The sequence below is a fragment of the Leifsonia sp. SIMBA_070 genome, assembly GCF_046534635.1.
In the GTDB taxonomy this organism is placed as follows: domain Bacteria; phylum Actinomycetota; class Actinomycetes; order Actinomycetales; family Microbacteriaceae; genus Leifsonia.
Window position 1 is genome coordinate 1 of the sequence record NZ_JAWRYK010000222.1, and the last position, 275, is coordinate 275.

A 275-nucleotide genomic window follows, 5' to 3' on the forward strand; every position below is an offset into this window, starting at 1 on the left:
GTCAGCCCCAGGTCGGCGACCTGCTCGTTCAGCCAGGCGCAGCGGCGCTCCATCGGCTCGATGAGGATCCACTCAATGTCCGGTCGCGCGATCGCGAGAACGATGCCCGGCAGGCCGCCACCGGATCCGACGTCGCCCACGCGGCCGCCTGCGGGGAACAGCGGGGCCGCGATGGCGGAGTTGAGAATGTGGCGGTTCCAGAGGCGCGGAAGCTCCTGCGGGCCGATCAGGCCCCGCTCTTCGCCGTGCTCGGCGAGGTTCGCGGCGAACCCGCG

Annotated in this window: 1 protein-coding gene; it reads right to left on the minus strand. The window is 72.0% G+C overall.

Annotated features, from left to right (window positions below):
• A partial coding sequence (locus SB754_RS20115) for a 16S rRNA (guanine(527)-N(7))-methyltransferase RsmG (RefSeq protein WP_410784141.1) occupies positions 1-275 on the minus strand: 275 nt, incomplete at both ends.